Source organism: Methyloceanibacter superfactus, assembly GCF_001723305.1.
Lineage (GTDB): Bacteria > Pseudomonadota > Alphaproteobacteria > Rhizobiales > Methyloligellaceae > Methyloceanibacter > Methyloceanibacter superfactus.
Map to the genome: position 1 here is coordinate 192,306 of NZ_LPWF01000016.1, position 14,255 is coordinate 206,560.

Annotated in this window: 11 protein-coding genes and 1 pseudogene; 7 read left to right on the plus strand and 5 right to left on the minus strand. The window is 63.6% G+C overall.

Translation table 11 applies throughout. The features are described from left to right. Nucleotides 1-2: 2 nt before the first annotated feature. Both cysD and cysN read left to right on the plus strand, forming a co-directional pair. The gene (gene cysD / locus AUC69_RS05645; protein ID WP_069441280.1) at nt 3-911 is read left to right on the plus strand and encodes a sulfate adenylyltransferase subunit CysD; all 909 of its coding nucleotides are present in this window, start codon (nt 3-5) and stop codon (nt 909-911) included. Then, a complete protein-coding gene (cysN, locus tag AUC69_RS05650) occupies nt 911-3,082 on the plus strand; it encodes a sulfate adenylyltransferase subunit CysN (RefSeq protein ID WP_069441281.1) in 2,172 nt (723 codons plus the stop codon). The genes cysD and cysN overlap by 1 nt, the downstream gene beginning before the upstream one ends. Nucleotides 3,083-3,567: 485 nt before the next feature. Here the strand turns inward: cysN and AUC69_RS05655 are convergent, their stop codons facing one another. After that, nucleotides 3,568-4,164 carry a hypothetical protein gene (locus AUC69_RS05655; RefSeq protein WP_141700612.1) on the minus strand — a complete coding sequence of 199 codons (597 nt, stop codon included), beginning with the start codon at nt 4,162-4,164 and terminating at the stop codon, nt 3,568-3,570. A 491-nt stretch (nt 4,165-4,655) separates the two neighbouring features. Between AUC69_RS05655 and AUC69_RS05660 the strand changes: the two genes are divergently transcribed. Further along, nucleotides 4,656-5,237, plus strand: coding sequence for a hypothetical protein (locus AUC69_RS05660; RefSeq protein WP_141700613.1), 582 nt, complete (start codon nt 4,656-4,658; stop codon nt 5,235-5,237). Nucleotides 5,238-5,256: 19 nt separating this feature from the next. Here AUC69_RS05660 and AUC69_RS05665 read toward each other — a convergent pair whose 3' ends face one another. Then, on the minus strand, nt 5,257-6,267 hold the full coding sequence (locus AUC69_RS05665; protein WP_069441284.1) for a hypothetical protein: 1,011 nt from the start codon (nt 6,265-6,267) through the stop codon (nt 5,257-5,259). 231 nt (nt 6,268-6,498) lie between these two features. On the opposite strand from AUC69_RS05665, the gene AUC69_RS05670 reads away from it, so the two are divergent. Both AUC69_RS05670 and AUC69_RS05675 read left to right on the plus strand, forming a co-directional pair. Beyond that, on the plus strand, nt 6,499-7,878 hold the full coding sequence (locus AUC69_RS05670; RefSeq protein WP_069441285.1) for an OprD family outer membrane porin: 1,380 nt from the start codon (nt 6,499-6,501) through the stop codon (nt 7,876-7,878). Nucleotides 7,879-8,196: 318 nt separating this feature from the next. Continuing rightward, nucleotides 8,197-8,583 (plus strand): response regulator, encoded by a 387-nt coding sequence (locus AUC69_RS05675; protein ID WP_069441338.1) that lies wholly within the window; start codon nt 8,197-8,199, stop codon nt 8,581-8,583. 81 nt (nt 8,584-8,664) lie between these two features. On the opposite strand, the gene AUC69_RS05680 is transcribed toward AUC69_RS05675, so the two are convergent. From AUC69_RS05680 to AUC69_RS05690, 3 genes and pseudogenes are all read right to left on the minus strand, one after another. Next, nucleotides 8,665-10,749 (minus strand): sensor histidine kinase, encoded by a 2,085-nt coding sequence (locus tag AUC69_RS05680; RefSeq protein WP_083239130.1) that lies wholly within the window; start codon nt 10,747-10,749, stop codon nt 8,665-8,667. Between the two features lie 267 nt (nt 10,750-11,016). After that, entirely contained in the window at nt 11,017-12,345 is a 1,329-nt protein-coding gene (locus AUC69_RS05685; protein ID WP_204377273.1) for a mechanosensitive ion channel family protein, read from the minus strand. Between the two features lie 34 nt (nt 12,346-12,379). Further along, a pseudogene (locus AUC69_RS05690) lies at nt 12,380-13,356 on the minus strand (zinc transporter ZntB). A 113-nt stretch (nt 13,357-13,469) separates the two neighbouring features. On the opposite strand from AUC69_RS05690, the gene AUC69_RS05695 reads away from it, so the two are divergent. Next, a complete protein-coding gene (locus AUC69_RS05695) occupies nt 13,470-13,748 on the plus strand; it encodes a hypothetical protein (RefSeq protein WP_069441340.1) in 279 nt (92 codons plus the stop codon). Beyond that, the gene (locus tag AUC69_RS05700; RefSeq protein WP_069441287.1) at nt 13,745-14,233 is read left to right on the plus strand and encodes an ATP-dependent zinc protease family protein; all 489 of its coding nucleotides are present in this window, start codon (nt 13,745-13,747) and stop codon (nt 14,231-14,233) included. Before AUC69_RS05695 ends, AUC69_RS05700 begins: the two co-directional genes overlap by 4 nt. Nucleotides 14,234-14,255 lie beyond the last annotated feature (22 nt).

The window sequence follows — 14,255 nt, forward strand, 5'->3', positions numbered from 1 at the left end:
CGATGAAACATCGACTTTCCAGCTATCTTCGCCAGCTCGAGGCCGAGAGCATCCACATCATGCGCGAGGTGGTGGCCGAGTTCCGGAATCCGGTGATGTTGTATTCCATCGGCAAGGACTCCGCGGTGATGCTGCATCTCGCCATGAAGGCGTTTTATCCGGCCAAGCCGCCATTCCCCTTGCTGCACGTGGACACCACTTGGAAGTTCCGCGAGATGATCGCGTTTCGCGATCGCGAAGCGCAGCGGCTCGGCGTCGATCTCATGGTCCACACCAATGAGCAGGGTAAGCGCGAGGGCATGTCGCCGATCACCCATGGCAGCGCGCTCTATACCGACGTGATGAAGACCGAGGCGCTCAAGCAGGCCTTCGCCGCGCATGGCTTCGATGCGGCCTTCGGCGGCGCGCGGCGCGACGAGGAAAAGTCGCGGGCCAAGGAGCGGGTGTTCTCGTTCCGCAACGCCGCGCATAACTGGGACCCGAAGCGCCAGCGGCCGGAGCTGTGGCACTTGGCGAACACCAAGGTGAAGCCAGGCGAGAGCATGCGCGTGTTCCCGCTGTCGAACTGGACCGAGCTCGACGTGTGGACCTACATCTATCTTGAGAACATTCCGGTGGTGCCGCTCTATTTCGCCGACAAGCGGCCGGTGGTCGAGCGCGGCGGGACGCTGATCATGGTGGACGACGAGCGTCTGCCGCTCGATCCCGGCGAGACTCCCGAGATGGCCAAGGTGCGTTTCCGCACGCTGGGCTGCTATCCGCTGACCGGCGCCATCCGGTCCGACGCGACCACGGTGCCGGAGATCATCGACGAGCTGATCGCCTCGCGCCATTCGGAGCGTCAGGGCCGGGTCATCGACCACGACCAGACCGGGTCCATGGAGAAGAAGAAGCAGGAGGGCTACTTCTGATGCCGCAGTTGAGCGTAGTCGGCGGCAAGAAGGAGAGCGCCAGCGATCGCCTCGCCGCCAGGATCGCCGCCGAGGAAGATCGCGGACTGCTGCGCTTCCTCACTTGCGGCAGCGTGGATGACGGCAAGAGTACGCTGATCGGCCGGTTGCTCTACGACTCCGCGCTCGTGCTCGAGGATCAGCTTCTAAGCATGGAGCGCGACTCCAAACGTCCCAACGCCACGCAAGGCGGCGAGATCGATCTGTCCCTCCTTGTGGACGGTCTCCAGGCCGAGCGCGAGCAGGGCATCACCATCGACGTGGCCTATCGCTATTTCTCCACGCCGCGGCGGAAATTCATCGTCGCCGATACGCCGGGCCATGTGCAGTACACGCGCAACATGGCGACGGGCGCGTCCAATTGCGATTTCGGCGTGCTGCTGGTCGACGCGCGCCAAGGCGTGCTGACGCAGACCCGGCGTCATGCCTGTATCCTGTCGCTGCTCGGCATCCGCAAGGTCGCGGTCGCGGTCAACAAGATGGATTTGATCGACTTCGATCAGGCGCGGTTCGAGGCGATCGCCGAAGAGTTCGCCGAGTTCGCCCGGCCGCTTGGCTTCGAGCTGATCACGTCGATCCCGTGCTCGGCGCTGCGCGGAGACAATGTCACCAGCCCCAGCCCGCACATGCACTGGTATCACGGCCCGACGCTGCTTGCGCATCTGGAGACGGTCGATGTCAGCCATCGGGTGACGAACGCGCCGTTCCGCTTTCCCGTGCAATGGGTGAACCGGCCGCATCTGGATTTCCGCGGCTATGCCGGCACGGTGGCGAGCGGAAGCATCAAGACCGGCGACGAGGTCGTCATCCATCCGTCCGGCAAGCATGTGCATGTGGCGCGCATCGTGACGGCTGACGGCGATCTCGAGAGGGCGGAAGAAGGGGATGCGGTGACGCTGACCTTCGCCGAGGAAGTCGATGCCAGCCGTGGTGACGTCATCGCGGCGGCGATGCCGGAGACCGCGCCGTCCGTGTCAGATCAGATCGCCGCGAAGGTCATTTGGTTCGACGAGGAGGCGATGCTGCCGGGCCGTGCATACACCATCAAGTGCGGCAGCCAGGCGACTACCGCCACCATCTCGGCGCTCAAATACAAGCTCAATGTCGACAGTCTCGACCATGTGGCCGGCAAGACGCTGGAGCTCAACGAGGTCGGCTTGTGCAATATCAGCCTGGCGCGGCCGCTGGTGTTCGACCCTTACGGCGACAACGCCGAGACCGGCAGCTTCATCCTGATCGACCGCTTCACCAACGCCACGGTGGCCGCCGGCATGATCGAGTTCGGCCTGCGCCGCGCGACCAATGTTCAGTGGCAGGAGCTGTTCATCGACAAGTCGGCGCGCGCCACTCTCAAGGGTCAGAAGCCATGCGTGCTGTGGTTCACCCGGCTGTCCGGCTCGGGTAAGTCCACCATCGCCAACACGCTCGAGAAACGCCTGCACGCTCTCGGCCGACACACCTATATGCTCGACGGCGACAATGTCCGCCACGGGCTCAACAAGGATCTCGGCTTCACCGACGCCGACCGGGTGGAGAACATCCGGCGCGTGGCCGAAGCGGCGCGGCTGTTCGTCGATGCTGGGCTCATCGTCATGGTGTCGTTCATCTCGCCGTTCCGCTCCGAGCGGCGCATGGCCCGCGAGCTGGTGGGCGAGGGCGAGTTCATCGAGATTTTCGTCGATACCCCGCTCGAAGTCTGCGAGGCACGCGATCCGAAGGGGCTGTACCGCAAGGCGCGGGCGGGCCTGATCCGCAACTTCACCGGCATCGACTCAAGCTACGAGCCGCCGGAGCAGGCCGAGCTTGCCCTGTCGACGAGCAATACCAGCCCCGAGCCTTGGTCGAGATGCTGGTCGACGAGCTCAGGCGTCGCCACGTCGTCTAGCCAGAACCTTCAGGCGCTGGGCCGCGCCGGCATGGCCTTCCCTGGCGGCATATTCGTACCAGGCGGTGGCGATGGCGGGGTCGGCGTCGACGCCGTGGATGCCGGCATGATCCAGCACTTCCCGGTCATAGGTGAGGGCGAGCTCGTAGGCGGCCTCGGCGTGACCCTCTTCCGCCAAGCTTGTGAGCAGACGCCGTGCCGCGGCGAGCTTACCTTCGCCGAGCAGCACTTGGGCGCGCTCGTGTAGCGCATCGGCGTCGGCCAGCAGGGCGGACGCCGTGCCGGTCTCGGCGGCAGGCGACGGCGGCGTCTGCGGCGCGGGCCAGGTCAGGCCGAAACCGGCCGCATAGGCCTGCGGTGCTTGCGGCGCCGGATCGACCCGGAGCACCAGGCGCCGCCGGGCCTGCGGGCCGTTGCTTGTATCCAGCAGATAGACATCGAGCGGATAGTCGCCGCCCGCGCCATCGTTGAGGGTGAGGGTGAGATCGGCCATGTCCGCGGCTTTGACCATCCAGGTGCCGGTGCCGGTGCGGCGTCCAGCGGAGAGCTGTGCTTCCTCGGGAAGTCCTCGCATCATGAGATAGCGCGCCGAGCCGAGCGGCAGGAGCGGTCCGAGGGCGAGCGGGCGTTTGGCCGTGGCGTGGACGACGCTGGTGTCCAAGGCGCTTTGGTCGGACGCCGGTACTTCGGCTTTGGCCCGGATCAGGAGGGCCGCGGGCGCAGCCGGCCGGCTCACGCGCACGGGGATGGGTTGAAAGAACGGGGCTTCGATCTCCGCGCGCGCGCGGCGCGGGCGACGGAGGTCCCGTCCTTCGGCGCCGCATCCTCGCGTTTGTCCGGCCCCGGACCCGTCATGCTGAACAGCAGAATGAGACCGCCGAAGGTCAGCACGACCGCCGCGGCGATCGAGGCCGCCACCAACAGGCTCGCTTGGCGTTGGCGCCGGTAAAAGGCCTGCACCAGCCCCTGCAGTTGCAGCAGCTCCGTCCTGTCGAGCATCTCGTCCTCTCCCGACGACTCCATGGCGGAGCCCTCCGGGGCGCTAACATCGTTGCCATATGTGACAGGCGACTGACACACGCCGGCCGCGTCGTCGATGGACAGCAGGCCGAGAAGCGCCGGCAGCGAGGCGGGCTGCGCCATGCTGACCGGGCCGTTCACGAGTTCGACCGGCGCCGGATCGAGGCGGTATAGGCGATCGCCCCAAATCTCCGCGGCATCCGGACGGGACGAGGCGGAGGTGAGAAGCGCTTGGCGCAGCATTGCCGTGGCCCGGTGTACCGGGTGCCAGTCGGGATGCTCGACCAACGGTAGTGTGGAACTGATCATCGTAGGCTCCCTCGCTTGGCCGTACGGGTTCCCCACCGTTGCGGCCTACGCCCCCCATTCCCCAATTTCGGACGTGCGCTCGTGCCCCTGAGCGCGGCAAGGTCATCAGCGGTGTCGGCGGCACCTCCCGTGAATTGGTTGGGTTGAGGCTGGGACAAGCAGGCAAGCGCCAGCGGGCCAGCCGGCACGCACGTGGCTCCGAAGCAATGGTCGTGGCATTGGCGAGGTCCCTCCAAGACCGGCCGAAGTCCCCTTGCCGGCGGTCCTGCACCCCAATGCGCGAAGTCCCGATCCGGTTCCCGAAATTCCGCCGTGGGCCGAATGATAGTTGGGGAAGCGGGGCATCAGCCCGGCCTCAATGGGGCGAAGCCTGGCTTTGTCTGTGGCGGCGAGTGTGAGGCCGCTCACAATGAGGCGCCCCGCGGGCCGCCATCTGTCCCTCAAGGCCAACGGCAATCCTGCCTTTTGGCGAATTTCTGAGGAGACTGAAAATGACACGCAAACTTGCGATGCTTGGCGCGGGGCTGGCCGCGCTATCCCTGACCGCGGTCGCGCTCGTTCCGGCCACGGCTAAGACCGGCGAAAGCAACCATGACAAAGCCATTCAGGCCTGCTCCACGGTCAACCCGGCCCAGCCGGTCGAGGCTATCGGCGCGGTCGACGACGGCAGCGGCATCGGCTTCAGCCTGGTCTGGATCACCGATTCCGAGGACCGGCTGTGGATGTGCGATGCCGATTCCGAGGGCTTCGTCTATTCCTACTCCCTGGTGAACGACGATCTTCTCGAAGGCGCGGGGCCGGAGTTGATCGGCCTGAAGCCCGCGTCCAATGGCGGCTACGAGGATCAGCCGCAGACCGTCGCCGAGACGATCTGCGCGGCCTATTTGACGGAGGGCGGCACGGTGCTGTCGAGCCGGCCCGATGGGCTTTCCGAGGATCCCGGCTATGCCGTTTTCGTCGAGGACAAGGGCGGTGCGCTCTATCTTTGCAACGCCACGGGCGACGCCATGGTGTGGGCGTTCGAGCCCATCGGCGATCCGCTGACCTTCGGTAAGACCGAGGCGGTGAGCTAGCCGGCTGTCCCTGGTCCGCTTAGCGCAACGGGCGCGGGGCTTGCTCCGCGCCCGTCAGCATGTCCGGCGCGAGCTCATCGAGCATCCGCACATAGAGACGATAGGCCAGACGGTTGAGACCGAGCCGCGCGGCGATGGCCGCGGGCAGCACGAAGCGGGCATAGACCGACAGCAAGCGCGTTTCCCGCGTCTGCGTGGAAAGCCCCGCAAGGATGCGCGGCGCCTGCGCGTAATAGCGAGCGATGTCGGATACGCCACCCGGCTGCTTGGCGAGCACCTCGTCACGGTAGCGCCGAAGCGCGCGCAGCTCGAAGCAATCGTCGCCGAGACCCAGCACCTCGCAGCAGGCAGTGGTGATGAAGCACCCTTCCGGCGAGACGCATTTGTCGTCGTCGCGCTCTTTGGCCAGCGCATCCCGCCGCTCATCGGCCCAATCGAGCGCTTTTCGCAAGGTGACGGTGTCCACCTTGAAGCGGCAGTCCGCCTCCTTGCCGGCAAGCCTGATGACGAGTTCGACGCTGTCCTCATCGCGGAACAGCGGGGCGGTGGCCAGCGGCAGCACGACGCTCACCTGGTCGTCGTAGATGTCGGTGCAATTGCCGCATAACTGCTCGTCCACGGTGACCTTGCCCGCGGCGGTCTTGGCGATCAGGCGGTTCTCCGGCTTGATAAGGAAGTCCTCCGGCAATTCGTCGGGATTGCCGGTGATGAAGATCTTCGCGTCGAAGTCCGTATTGACCTGAAGCTCGATGGTCAGGTCGCAGGCCTTGGGATTGAGCACCGGCACTTCGCCTAGCCGCGCTCCGGCGCTGCGGTCGCTGGCTTGCGCCTTCCAAGGGCCGAAGTCCTTGGAGTCGTAGCACTCGACCTCGTCCGACTCTGCCTCCTCGGCCTCCTCCATATCCTCCGTGGTCTCGGGCTCTTCGGCCTCACCGGCGGCGAGGGCGCGGGAGGCGCCCGGAACGAGGCGAATGCCGATGCCGGCGGCGATCAGAAGACCCAGCGCGCGGCGGCGCGAATGTTTGAGCATGAACCGACCTTATTGAGTTGGCGGGGATTTTTTATGGCGCGACACTAGCAAAGCGCGCCAGCTTGCGGGAGCCTGAAGGTGCGCGAATCGCAGGCAATCGAGAATCTGCTAGGATCGGCATTCCCGTTCCTAGGGGCTGGCCTCATGGCGGGGGAGGCGGGGGCTATGGCTCAGGTGATGAGAGGCGGGGCGGGGCGTGCAGCCCTTTTCCTTGCCCTCTTGGGGTGCGGCTTGGCGGCCAGCGCCGGGCTTTCGTCCCGGGCATTCGCCCAAGGCGCCACCGATTATCCCATCCCGTCCAGCGCCAAAGAGGCTTTCAGCCCGATCGGTGAGGGGTTCACGACGCCTCTCGGTCCGCGGGACGATCTGAGGGGTCCGAAGCCCTATGCCGATTCGCGGGAGGCGCGTTTCGACGCGGTGCGCGGCGAGCACATGCCGAACGCGCCGGCCTTCTTCCGCGACACGCAACTTAAGGCCAACAGCCGGACCTACTGGTTCGACGAGCATAACTTCGGTTACGACGAGCCCAAGGCGCTGACCACCGGCGGCTCCCTGGCCTACGAGTCTGGCTATATCGCCGATTTCTTCCAGCTCCGCAGCGTCCTTTACACATCCCAGCCGCTCTATGGGAATGCGTTCGCCGGGGACTCGGTCAATCTCACCACTGACGGCGATCAGATCACCACGCTCGGTCAGATCAACGGGCTGGTGAAATTCGGGGGGCAGGAGCTCGCCGTGGGCCGGCAACTCGTGCGCACCCCGTATATCAATCCCTACGATGTCAGGATGATCCCTCTGACTTTCGAGGGCATTGTCCTCGTGCCGGAGCACAAGGAGAACCAGACGCTCGACTACATCGCGTCCTATCTGACGCAATACAAGCCGCGCAACACCGCCACGTTCCAGTCGTTCAGCAACGGGCTCGGTGTCGCCCAGGATGAGGGCGTCCTCGTCAACGGCATCGGCTATCACGGCGCCCGGTGGAATGCCGGCGTCGCGAATTATTGGATCAAGGACACGCTCAACACCGCCTATGCGGAGCTCGACTATATGCTGCCCTTCGGCGGTGGCGGGGATGGTCCGAGTTTTCGCGTTGGCGTCAACACTCTCGACCAGAGGACGGTGGGCGCGGACCTGATCGCGGGTGGCCCCTATCAAACCTATCAGGCCTCGGCGCGGCTCATCGCCAGCTATGCGGGGTTCGTCTTCACCGGCGCGGTGTCCGATGTCGGCGACGAAGCCAGCATCCAAAAGCCGTTCGGCTTCTCGACGTCCTACACGGCGATGATCGTGACGAATTTCGACCAAGCGAGCGTGCGGGCCTATCTCCTCTCCCTGTCTTACGACTTGGAGCAGATCGGGCTTGAAGGGGTGAAGCTCCATGCCGCATGGGGCAAGGGAAGCGGCGCGCCCGATCTCGCCACCAATGGCGGCTTCGCCGACCAGGAAGAGCTCGACCTGCGTTTCGTGTATGAGCCGCATCGCGGGCGTCTGGAGGGGCTGCGTGTGGAGTTGGAATATATCGACTGGCAGGTGTTCGATGCCGGGCTGCCGAGTGACGACCTGACGCAGTTCCGCGCAATCGTCAATTATTCGGTGCCGCTCTTGTAACCATAGAGCGCGATGACGGCCTCACAGCCCCTTTTTTGCCTGGTTTGCGCCCAAACTAGCGAGGGCGAGTAACCGACTTGGACATCGGTTTTAGTTCGTTAGGCATGGACGAGGGATGCGGGGAACGGCGCTATGGCGCTGCGTGTTTTGTCTCCCGAAAGCAACAATCGTCAGCCGCGAGCTAATGGTGGATTCACCAACCAGAGGCATCACGCTCGCGCTTTTTGAAGTTGGAGCGCAACCATGTACTGGGATTTTGTTCGCGAGCCGCATGAGGGGGGTCAATCGGCTGGCTATTCGGAAGGGAAAACCGAACCCGTGACATCGCTACAGGTCTTGCAGGTCGAAGACCAGGACGACATCCGGGACATCGTCAAGATTTCGCTGGGCGTCGATCCTGACATCGCACTGAGGACCGCCGCGTCCGGTATGGAGGCGCTCAACCTTCTGTCGGATGGTTTCAAGCCTGACGTCATTCTGCTCGACGTCATGATGCCCGAGATCGACGGCATCGAGACGCTTGCACGTCTTCGCGGCTTGCCGGGCCACGCACGGACGCCAGTCATCTTCATGACGGCGCGCACCATGGATCACGAGCGGTCTCGTTACATGGATCTCGGCGCTCTTGGGGTCATCGCCAAACCGTTCGACCCGATGACCTTGGCCAAGAACGTCCGCGATATTCTTGCGCGTTCCTCGGCCTGATTGCAGGCGCCTGCGCCGCTTCGCGCATTCACATTTTCAATTCAGGAGAGTCGGAGTAGGCGTGCGCGTCGCTCAGGCGCTCTAGCTGGCGATGCGCGTTTGAGCCGGCGCCTCCGACTCCTCGCGCAAGGTCAGGGTGAAGGTGCTGCCCTGGCCATAGAGGCTGCGGAACGTTACCTCACCCCCGAGCGAGTGGGCGAGGCTGCGGCTCAGATGGAGCCCAAGGCCGGTGCCGCCTTGGTTTGCGTCCGGGTTCAACTGCGTGAACGGGTGGAAGAGTTTTTCTTGATCTTCCGGCCGGATGCCGATGCCGGTGTCGATGACGTGGATGCGCGTGATCGTCTGCGTGTTCTGCGACGCTCCCTCGATCACGATGCGAACCGATCCACTATTGGTGAACTTAATGCTGTTGTTGGCCAAGTTCAGTAATATCTGCAGGAGGGTGCGGCGGCTGCTGCGGTTGAGGTGATATTTTTGCGGACATTCGATCTGGAGGGCCAGACCTTTGCTCTCGGCAAGCGGGCGCAACGAGGTCTCCACGTCCTCAAGGACGGATCGAACGTCAACGGGCTCAAGACTGATGTCCTCATTGCCGGACTGCACCTTCGTCAGATCGAGAAGGTCGTTGAGCAGAGCCAGGAGATGTGTCGCGTTGGCTTCGATCTTTAGGACCTGCCGCTCCTGCTCGGCGGCAAGCGGACCTGACACTTTCATCATCAGTGTCTTGACGAAGCCGATGATGACGGTCAGCGGCGTGCGCAGCTCATGAGACATGTTGGCGAGAAAATGATCCTTCGCCTTTGCCGCCCGCTCCAATTCGATATTCTTCTCACGCAAGGCCTCGAAGAAGCGTATGCGCTCGCTGATGTCGCGAATGCTGCTGATGACGAGATCGCCCGTATCGGTCTGAACGGGGCTTAAGGCGATCTCGACGGGGATCTCACTGCCGTCCTTGCGCAGTCCTGACAGTTTCGACCCCTGGCTCATCGGCCGCGTGCTCGGCTCGCTCCAAAAAGTTCCGCGATGGCTGCCATGGATCTGCTGGTGGCGCGTGGGCACCAACATGTCCACGGATTGGCCGATCAGCTCATCATGGGTATATCCGAAAAGTTTCTCGGCCTCTGTGTTCGCCATGACTATTTCGCCCGCTCGATTGACGACGAGCATGCCATCAGGCGCCGCGTCGAGAACGTTGCGGATCGTGTTCTCGGCGCGCTTGCTGGAGACGACGGCGGCGCCGAGCCTCTCGCGCTCCACTTCAGCCCGCGCGAGCGCCTCGATGGGGAGTAAGATAAAGGACAAGACGATAATGAGCGTCAGCGAGATGAGCAGGGCGACGCCCATTTCCGCGGTGACGAGGCCCGCGAGCTCGGCCTCGACCCTCATCCATCCAAGCAGTGGAAATAGAACCACGCTTATGAGAACGAGCCGCCTGGCGAGACGGCTGCCTTTGCCGCTCCCGATCAGCAGCCGGGTGATGCCCGTCTCCGGCGAGGAAGCCATGGTGCCGATGCCGAGGAGCATTTGGCCCACGGCCGTATGGAACGCCACGGAGACAAATCCGGGGATCTGATAAAGCGAGCTCGAGGACAGGGCGTAACCAAGCAACGCGACGTAGGACAGCGTCAGCACGGGAATGGCCACCATCTGTGCCGCGGCGCGAGGTCCGCTCGCCTTGATGCAAAGCAGGAGCATCGCCACGCCGAGCAGGGTGAAGTTGAACGCGGTTATGGGCGCGGGGCGGCCAGGCAGGAACTCGTTATCGTCGGTGGGGAACAGCGCCTGATCGATGCCGAGATCGACATGGGTAAAATATTGAATCAGCGTGATGCCGCCGAGCGCCACCGTCGCCAAGGCACAGGCAATCGACACGGGTACGACCCATGGCGTGATGGAGCGGCGCTGGATCGACCATAGAGCCGTGCCGGCGAGGATGAATCCGATCGCAGTGTTTGCCTTCATCGTCGCCCAGCCGGGCTGGATGGACTTGATGGCATCTACGCCGAAGACCCAACCGGCGAGCACGATCAGGCCCAGCAGAACGGAGGCGACGCCGATCAGCGTAGCGGCCACGACAGCGCGCTTTTGGGGGCGGTCATCGGACGGTGAGTGGCCGACACTCACCTGCGTGCCGGGGACGTCTCGCCTGTCGGTGAATTTCAGCATTCTTCTTTCGGTACGTTCGCTCTCGGTCAGCCTTTACAGAGGCAATGTAGAGCCGACGAACTTGCAAGATGCTCTACAGTTCTGAAAACCGGAAAAAGGTTCTATGCCGCAGTAAATAAAGGATAAATCGTGGCTGGTCAGATGTCGGGATGGCGTGGCGGCCGCCGCCTTCGCGCGGCGTTTGGGGCCGCGAGGCGGGGCGCTCGCGGGCGCTTTGCAGAGCAGAAAGCCTTGCCGGGAACCGCACGCTCGGGCCCTTGGTGGCCTTCAGCTTTCCTTAACTACAGCGCCCACTTCGAGACCTGCAGGCGGGACGAGATGAAGGTCTCGCTGCGGGTAGGGGATCTCGATGCCGTGCTCGTGGAATTTGTCCCAAACCCTGAGGAGGATGGCACTCTTGATGTTGGACACGCCGTTGCGCGGGTCGCGAATCCACACCCGCATCTCGATGTCGACCGAGCTGTCACCGAAGCCTTTCAACAGCACGTTGGGCGCCGGCTGCTTCAGTATGCGGCTCTCCTCGCGGGCGGCTTCGAAACAGAGCGCGATCGCCTGGCGCGGATCGGATTTGTAGGAAATCCCGATTGGGATTTTCAGGCGGACCGCGTCGTTGCTGTAGGACCAGTTCACCACCTGATGGGTGATCAGGTCCTCGTTCGGGATCAGATATTCCGTCCCATCGCGCGTGACGACGGAGGCGTAGCGGGCGCCAAGCGAGTTGATCCAGCCAAAGGTCTCGCCGACCGAGATGACGTCGCCGGGCTTGATGGACTTGTCGAGCAGGATGATGACGCCGGCGATTAGGTTGGACACGATCTTCTGAAGGCCGAAGCCGATGCCGAGGCCGATGGCGCCGCCGAGAACGGCGAAGGCGGTGAGATCGATGCCCACCGTCGATAGGGCAAGAGCGATGGCAATGCCGACAAGCACCACTTTGAGCAGCTTGATCAGCAGCACCTGAAATGTGGGCGTGAGCTGCACGCTTTGGGTGATGCGCCGTTCCAAGATGCGGGAGGCCATGACGGCGACCCACAGCAAGATGGCGAGCGACAGAACGGCATTGAGGACGAGCAAGGCGGAGACCCGCACACCGCCGATGGTCAGCGACACGCCGTCGAGAACGGCGACGGCGTCGTCCAGCAACCCGACAATGCTCAAGGCGGCGATGGCCCAAGCGATGACGGTAATGGCCTTGGCCCAGCCCGGATCGCGCACGAGCGTGGAGGTTAGACGGATGACCAGCCACACCGCCAGCAGGACGGCGGCTATACGCAAGAACTCGGCCGGCTGCTCATAGTAGTCAAACGCCACCAGGGTGACCCAGAGCAGGAACAGCCATGTCGCCGGCAGCGTTAATGCCGTGAGCTTGGCCGCGTTCTTGAGCAGGATGGAGGAGACGCGCCGGCGGGTCTCACGGGCGAACAAGGTATCGAGCCTGGCCTGCAGCACCCGGGCGATCGGCCGGGAGACGGCAAAGAGCAGCACGATGATGAGCAATTGGACGAGATTCGACCACACGAAGACGTCGCTTCGCACCCAGTGCTCGAAAAGCTCCCGGGCCTTCGTCAAAGTCTCGCCATTCAGAATGTGGTCCAAGCGAACCTCCAAGGATGAGACGGCCTCGTCCGCGCTAGATCCATTTCATCCAGCGCAAGAAGAGGAACTCCAGCAGCGCAAGTCCCGGAATCAGGATGGCCACCGCGAGAAATGCCCAGTCGGACTCCACGCCCGGTACGCCGCCGACATTGATACCGAGCAGCCCGGTGAGCAGGCTGGCGGGCAGGAGCAGGGTGGCGACGACGGTCAACAGGTACATGGTCCGGTTCATTTGGTCGTTGACCCGGTTGTTGAGCTCGTCCTGAGCGATGGCCGCGCGCTCGCGGATCGAGTCGAGATCCTCGACGAAGCGCAACGTCCGGTCGGCGGTCTCGCGCAGATAGGCCCGGTCGAGATCGTTCAGCCAGGTCATGGGCTCGGTCTGTAGGCGGGACATGGCGTCGCGCTGAGGCGCGAGGTAGCGGCGCAAGGCGATCGCCTCCTGGCGGATGCCATGCAGCCGTTTGCGGATCGGCTTGTCCGTCGAGACGAGAAGCTCGGTTTGCATCTCATCCACCGCATCGTCGAGATCGCTGATGATCGGCACCATGGGATGCAAGAGCTCTTCCGCCACCGTTGCGAGGAAATCGCTCGGGTCGCGCGGGCAATCCCCTTGATGAGACGATCGCGGATGGCTTGTCCGGCCATCAGGCGGCGGCGGCGCAAGGTGATGATCCGCCCCGGATCGATCCACATATGCAGGCCGACCATGTCGTCGTGCTCTTCGCCCGGATTCTGGTTGATGCCGCGCAGGACGACGAAGAGCCCGTCGGCGATGCGTTGCACCCGCGGGCGCGTCGCCGCCGGCAACAGCAAGGTCTCAGAGGTCGCCTTGTCGATGCCGGTCTCGTCGGAGACCCACGACCGGGCCTTCTCGCCGGTCCGGTCGAGATGGACCCACAAGACCCCATCTGCCGGTGACCACGCGCGAATGCCCTGCCAGTCGAGCTCCCTCCCGCCGCCTTGTCCGTCCAGGACATAGGCGAAAAGCAAGCCGTCACTTTGGTCCATCAAAGACCCCTCTCAGCGAGCCGTCCCGTGGCCCCATATAGTGGCTGCTAGGCTTGTAGGCAAAAAAAAATTTCCATAGACAAATTCTCTTTGGCTTTCTATGGATGGGACGCATGAGTTATCGACTCGACTATAGCTCGGTCGCGGACAGGCTGGCGGCGCTCTACGCCAAGCCCTTCGGCGGCAAGAAGACCGGCCGCTATCGCATCTCGGCACGGCTGTTGCGGGAGATGTTCGGATGCCGCCGGCTCTATGAGGATGACGTGCGGATGCTCACGCGGGCGCTCGCGCAGCAAGGCTATATCCTGGTCGATATGGACACCTTCTTCGTGGTGATGGCCGCCAACACCTTCGTCAATTATCGGCGCGCCAACGAGGATAGCCTGTCATGAAGCACAGGAAGCTTGGCCCAGCCGACAAATTGCGGATCGGGCGGGAGATTGGCTGGCGCGAGTATGTCGGCCTGCCGGATCTCGGGGTCTCCTCCATGCGTGCAAAGATCGACACCGGCGCGCGGACCTCCGCGCTGCATGCGGGGGGAATCGAACGCTTTGAGCGCGACGGGATCGCCTGGGTCAGATTTTCGCCGCTTACCGGACGGAAAAACGAGTTGCGCTGCGAAGCGCCGCTCGTCCATCACCGCCATATCAAGAATACGGGTGGCAGCACGGAAGAGCGCCCCATCATCGAGACCACGTTGGTCCTTGGCCGGTACCGCTGGGTCATCGAGGTCTCGCTGACCAACCGGGACAATATGGAGTTCGATCTCATCGTCGGCCGCACGGCTGTTCGCCGCCATCGCATGGTCGTCAATCCTGGGCGGTCCTATATCGCCGGAATGCCGCTGGGACCCAAAGCCGCGGCGTCCTGCGCCTAACAGCGCGCCGGACCAGATAGAA

Bases quoted from the DNA above. Each gene is read 5' to 3' on its own strand.
- cysD (WP_069441280.1), top strand. From the start codon at position 3: ATGAAACATCGACTTTCCAGCTATCTTCGCCAGCTCGAGGCCGAGAGC.
- cysN (WP_069441281.1), top strand. From the start codon at position 911: ATGCCGCAGTTGAGCGTAGTCGGCGGCAAGAAGGAGAGCGCCAGCGAT.
- AUC69_RS05655 (WP_141700612.1), bottom strand. From the start codon at position 4,164: ATGATCAGTTCCACACTACCGTTGGTCGAGCATCCCGACTGGCACCCG.
- AUC69_RS05660 (WP_141700613.1), top strand. From the start codon at position 4,656: ATGACACGCAAACTTGCGATGCTTGGCGCGGGGCTGGCCGCGCTATCC.
- AUC69_RS05665 (WP_069441284.1), bottom strand. From the start codon at position 6,267: ATGCTCAAACATTCGCGCCGCCGCGCGCTGGGTCTTCTGATCGCCGCC.
- AUC69_RS05680 (WP_083239130.1), bottom strand. From the start codon at position 10,749: ATGCTGAAATTCACCGACAGGCGAGACGTCCCCGGCACGCAGGTGAGT.
- AUC69_RS05695 (WP_069441340.1), top strand. From the start codon at position 13,470: ATGAGTTATCGACTCGACTATAGCTCGGTCGCGGACAGGCTGGCGGCG.
- AUC69_RS05700 (WP_069441287.1), top strand. From the start codon at position 13,745: ATGAAGCACAGGAAGCTTGGCCCAGCCGACAAATTGCGGATCGGGCGG.